A 5,446-nucleotide genomic window follows, 5' to 3' on the forward strand; every position below is an offset into this window, starting at 1 on the left:
CGTGCGGGAACTCGATGTTGCCGTAAATGTTGATCCGCGTGCCGTCCAGGGTCTCCGCCGGGAGATCCCGAAGCTTTTCCAGCTCCGTTGTGAACACGCGGATGGCACGCACTTCCTCCTCGTACTCACGGAGAGTGGATTCATCCGGGCGAATGATGACGATCCCGCGATCGCCATCGACGATCACGATATCACCGCCGGAGACCTCGGTGAGAAACGGTCCCGTTCCGACCACCGCCGGAATCCCCATGCCCTGGGCCACGATGGCCGTGTGGCTGGTCGGTCCACCAAGCTCCGTGGCAAAACCGCGGACCATCTTTCGGTCCAAATTGGCCACTTCGCTGGGCGTCAGATTCCTGGCCAGAACGACCGCCGGAGACGTCAGATGATAGAGACTGCGATGGGGCTGTCCAAGAAGGGCCCGCAACAGATGCCGCTCGATGTCCAGAACGTCATAGGCCCGATCGGCGATCACCGGATTGGGCAACCGCCGGAACATCTCGGCGAATTGCCGCAACACAAAACTGACAGCTTTTTCTGATGAATACTGGCGGTTGCGGATGAGCGACTCGACGTCCTCGCGAATCTTGGGATCCTCGAGGATTTCCAGATGGGCCTGAAAGATCGCACCCGATTTGGGACCGAGTTCCCGGGTGACCAGATCCCGATTGTTTTCAATTTCCCGGGCAGCCACCTGAAGGGCTTCTCGAAACCGTGCCACCTCCTGCTCGACTGCGTCTGCCTCGACGTACTCCCGGGGGATACTGAAGCTGTCCTGCCCGATCACCACCGCCTTGCCGATGGCTATCCCCGGAGATACCGCTATTCCCTGCAAACGCATCATGGTTCCGTCTCTGGGTTGTCGGTTGGGGCTGGCTTCATGGCACTGCTCTGATCACCTCTGGATGACCGTGCTCGGGGGATCCCGTCTCATCCCGGAAAAGTCTGCTGCGAATCAGGTGCGAAATCATCCTCCCAAAACTTGCATTCGACGAGCCGCTCGAGGGCATCCAGAACCTGTTGAGCCTCTTCGCCTTCCGCTTCGATGATCAATGATTCTCCCTGCATGGCCCCCAGACTGAGCATCTCAATGACGCTGGTGGCATCAGCCCGAGGGGCCCCGTTGAGCGAAGCCGACGGATCCTCCGCTTTGATCAACGTGACACGAGAGCGGTGCTTGAGCACCGTATCGCGGACGAGACTGGCCGCTCGGGCATGCAGCCCGGCACGGTTTCGAATCGTCACACGTCGCCGCAAAGGACCTGTTTGCTCGCTCATTCTGGACAACTCACCCACGTTCATGAACTTGTCGAACCACTCAACTTCGGTACTGCCCCAGGCTGATTCCACTCGCCCTCCGACCCTCCGCGTATCCGCCAGTCCCAAGAGCATCGCTTCAAGTTGGAATGAGGTTGGCGGGGCTTCCCCACACTGCTAAGCCCAAAAGACGGCGAGAAACGCCTTCCGTCACGCAAGCCACAAAACCGTCCTGTGCTGAAACTTCCCGCCTGACGCTGAACTCCTCAGTGGCTGGCGTATTTCCCTGCGTCCGCCTCCTCCAAAAGCACCCACACATCGTCCGGGGTTTTGGCCTGTTTGAGAAATCGGGCAAACGTCGGGTTGTGGAGCTGTCGAGTGATGTATTCGAGGGCCCGGAGGTGATCGCCCGGCAGGTCGGTCGGCGACACCAGGAGAAACAAGGCGTGTACTTTCTCGCCGTCAAGTGCGTCAAAATCCACGCCCTCCGGGCTGATGCCGACGGTGGCTACCAGTTTGTCCACACTGGGATGCTTTGTGTGCGGAACTGCGACCCCCATGCCGATTCCCGTGGTCCCCAACTCTTCCCGTTTGATCAATGCCCGCACGATGTCGTCCAGGTGTTCTCGGCTCAAGGCTCCTGCATCGCACAGTGCCTCGCAAAGCCGACGGATGATCTCTTCCTTTGAGGCATCAGGATCGAGATCCGTGACAATCGCTTCCCGCACGACAAAGTCGCTGAATTTCATCTGATTCAGTCCCTCGTTGACAGAAAACCAATTAGACACGCCGCCTCTTCCAACGCTCTTCCCGGGGCGTGTCTCTCTCACATCAACCGACTGTGTTCTGTTTTTTCACTATCGCCCGGAGCTTGCCTCGCTTTCGGCCCCGCTCACCCTACCCCGGCCCCCGGCTCTGATATTAAGTCCTACGGCGAATCGCTCTGTTTGGTCGCCCGATCCCGTGCCCGCTCAACCCGGGTCAGCTTGGCAGAGTTCCGGTCTCGTCGTTCGAGACTCCGCAATCTGGAGGCGCGGACCAACCCCCGATGATTCTGCCCCAATCCCCCAATTGCAACACAGGCGACGCCACGCTTGGTCCGCACCACTCCCCCACCGCCGACGGGCAACCGCACACTTAGATTCTAGCTCCAAGAACAATTCAATTTACCCGGCGAAACCACCCTCGCCAATAGAACACCCCCAATTATGAGGGCATTGATTCACCCGCGAGTGATGCCACTTAGCTTGCGGCCGCCAAAATAGCCTTATCATGATTGAGTTTCTGACGTTTTTCTGGCCGACTGCCCTTCGGATTCGGTACCAGTGGCTCGAACTGTTCCGTTCGCTATCGACCGAGGTGGAGTGGGCTCCGCCTTTCCCTTTTCCACCATTTCCTGAGATCACTCTTTTCACAGCCCAGTATCCGGGCGGTCGCTTTCCGTTGTAAGATTTTGATTGAAGCCCGCCTTTTACCAAACATGAGCCACTTTTGTGAGGAACGACACCATGAGTCACGAAGACAACCATCCTTTGCCCGAGAGTCAGGCTCACTCCCCCATGCCGCAGGTCGATGTGGAGCAATTCTTGCCGAAGAGACGAAAGCCGGGGCCTCTCGATCCCTTCTGGAAGGCCGTCTGGCGCGGCGCTGCCACAGTGTTGCCACCCCTTTTGACGGTGGTCATCATCATTTGGGTGGCAGCCACCGTTGATGCCTATATCTTTGCTCCTCTTAAGAAGGGTATCCAGAATGCGATTTTTATGGCAACGGCGGACATTCGCCCAGCCCAAAGTCTGCCCGCCTCGGTGAAAAGTGGTGCCCAGGAAGTTGTTGTGGGCGGAAAAACATTCGTCCGCATGCGGGGCGGAAAGTACATTCCGAAGGAAGTCGTTGAGTACCTCAGGGAACAGTTGAGTGAAGAGGAAATCCCCTCTCAGGCGGCGGAGGCCTACCAGCTTTACATCGAGCTACGGTACCTCAAACCGCATCTTGTGCTGCCGTTCCTCATCGCGCTTCTCATTCTGGTGCTCTATCTTTTGGGAAAATTTGTCACCGCCCGAATGGGGCGCCTGGTTTGGTCCCAGTTTGAGGCTTTGTTTGTCAGCCTGCCATTTGTGAGGAGCGTGTACGGCGCTGTCAAACAGGTAAGTGACTTTCTGCTGGCCCAGCGGTCGATGGAGTTCAGCCGCGTGGTGGCGGTGGAATGGCCCCGTCGGGGAATGTGGTCGATCGGGCTGGTCACGAGCGAAAGTTTCGATCAACTTCGTAAAAAAACCGGACGAGTGATCCTGTCCGTATTTATCCCCACCTCGCCGGCGCCTATGACCGGGTTCACCGTCAATGTTCCCGAAGAGGACACGGTGGACCTGGGGATTTCGATCGACCAGGCCATTCAGTTCATCGTCAGTTGCGGCGTCGTTGTTCCGCCTCCGTCGTCTCAGCCTGTTGATCTTGTGACGACAAGCACGTCGCACGATGAGTGACTGTCATGCACGTCCCGATGGCGCTATGACCAGTCGTTATTTCGTTCACCACTTTCCGTAACTTTCGGCGTTATTTTCACTCGAAAGCACCCTCAAGACGATGACCCCTAGACGCCTGCGAATTGGCACACGCGGCAGCCAACTGGCCCGATGGCAAGCCGAATGGGTTCGCCAGCAGCTCCAGCAGCTTGGGATCGAGGCCGAGCTGGTGCTGATCACGACCAGTGGAGACCGCCACCAGCAGTGGTCGGTAGAGGCGCTGGGAACAACCGGCGTATTTACCAAGGAAATCCAACAGGCCCTGCTGGCACGAGAGGTCGATCTGGCCGTCCACAGTCTGAAGGATCTGCCGACCCGGCCGGTGCCCGGCCTTACCATTGCCGCGATTCCCTCCCGCGGGCCGGTGGCCGACATGCTCATCACCCGTCATGGCGGCGGCCTCATGGAACTGCCTTCTGGCGCCACGGTGGGGACGGGCAGCAGGCGGCGAGCCGCGCAGCTTCTCTTTCATCGTCCGGACCTGAGGATTGTACCTCTCCGTGGAAACCTGGACACTCGTCTTCGCAGACTCCAGGAAGGGGACTTCGACGGTATCGTCGTGGCAGCAGCAGGACTGGCTCGGCTGGGCCGGTTGGCCGAGGCCACTCAAAACCTCACGCCCGATTATCTTCTGCCGGCGCCGGGACAGGGGGCCCTCGCCATCGAGGCTGCCGAATCAGCTCCCGATGTTCTCGAAATTCTGTCGCAACTCAATGATCCGCGCACTGCGGCCGAGGTGGCCGCCGAAAGAACGGTCCTGGCCAGCCTGGCCGCCGGATGTCTCGCTCCTGTGGCGGCCTGGGCCCGTTTCGTTCAGGGGCAACTCATCCTGACAGCGCGGGTGCTTTCCCCGGACGGAGCCGAGAAGCTGGAGGTCACGTGTTCGGGAGAGCTATCCCGCCCCAAAAGACTCGGCGAGAAGGTGGGGGAACTGCTGAAGGCTCAGGGGGCCGACCGCCTCGTCAGCATGGCTCGAACGCCCTCGGAAAAAGCCGCCTCAGAAGATTAAACGGGAGGGGCAATTCATGAATGGCCCCTACCACGTCGGAGGGACCCGCTTGTCGGGTCCGTTTTCCCGGAGGGACCTGCTTGTCAGGTCCGCCGTACAACATTCGATGGTCCATTCCCTTTCACCGGGCACGACAAGCGTGCCCCTCCGATTTAAAAACCGCTCGCGATCTCTTACCCGATTCTCACCGCAGATCAGGATGTCGGGGCGAAACAGCTTTCGCGGCTCCACGTTTCTCAATTTCACCTCAGGTCGCGGTCGCGGATCCCTGCGAATCCTGCCGACGGACCGGCAAATTCTGCGCATGTGTTAGGGTTTGGCTTCTTCTCTGGATTGCTCCTGGCCGTTGAGCAAATCGCATAACATGTTAACTGATCGTAAGTTACGATGACATTCTTGCTCAGCGTGGCTTCTTTTTCAGACCGGGCACAGAGTTTGCTCTCACCCGTCTGCCCACGGAACGAGGCCAAAGGTAACAGCAGAAGTTGCGAGTGTGGCCGAAAGGATTCAGGCAACTCCGATGATTTACGGAATCTATCTCTCCGCCGAAGGTGCCCACGCCCAGGATTATCGGCTCAATGTCATCACGAACAACCTCGCCAACGTGGACACCATCGGATTCAAACGCCAACTGGCCATCTGCCAGGCCCGGTATTCG

The 5,446-nt window shown here is 58.7% G+C and carries 6 protein-coding genes; 3 read left to right on the forward strand and 3 right to left on the reverse strand.

Going from position 1 to position 5,446, the window contains the following annotated elements; translation table 11 throughout:
- From H5U08_RS09220 to H5U08_RS09230, 3 genes are all read right to left on the reverse strand, one after another.
- Positions 1-844 (reverse strand): phosphoenolpyruvate-utilizing N-terminal domain-containing protein (locus H5U08_RS09220; protein WP_297032372.1); only part of this gene is annotated, 844 nt, incomplete at its 3' end.
- An 86-nt stretch (positions 845-930) separates the two neighbouring features.
- A complete protein-coding gene (locus H5U08_RS09225; protein ID WP_297032373.1) occupies positions 931-1,278 on the reverse strand; it encodes an HPr family phosphocarrier protein in 348 nt (115 codons plus the stop codon).
- A 245-nt stretch (positions 1,279-1,523) separates the two neighbouring features.
- Positions 1,524-2,045, reverse strand: a complete 522-nt coding sequence (locus tag H5U08_RS09230; RefSeq protein WP_297032374.1) for a PTS sugar transporter subunit IIA — start codon at positions 2,043-2,045, stop codon at positions 1,524-1,526.
- A gap of 720 nt (positions 2,046-2,765) precedes the next feature.
- Here H5U08_RS09230 and H5U08_RS09235 point away from each other — a divergent pair.
- The 3 genes from H5U08_RS09235 to H5U08_RS09245 form a co-directional block, all read left to right on the forward strand.
- Positions 2,766-3,740 (forward strand): DUF502 domain-containing protein, encoded by a 975-nt coding sequence (locus tag H5U08_RS09235; protein ID WP_297032375.1) that lies wholly within the window; start codon positions 2,766-2,768, stop codon positions 3,738-3,740.
- A 100-nt stretch (positions 3,741-3,840) separates the two neighbouring features.
- Positions 3,841-4,788, forward strand: coding sequence for a hydroxymethylbilane synthase (gene hemC / locus H5U08_RS09240; RefSeq protein WP_297032376.1), 948 nt, complete (start codon positions 3,841-3,843; stop codon positions 4,786-4,788).
- A 520-nt stretch (positions 4,789-5,308) separates the two neighbouring features.
- The coding region (locus H5U08_RS09245) for a flagellar basal body protein (RefSeq protein WP_297032377.1) at positions 5,309-5,446 on the forward strand (138 nt) is incomplete at its 3' end.

It is taken from the genome of Thermogutta sp. (genome assembly GCF_014359955.1).
Classification (GTDB): Bacteria; Planctomycetota; Planctomycetia; order Pirellulales; family Thermoguttaceae; genus Thermogutta.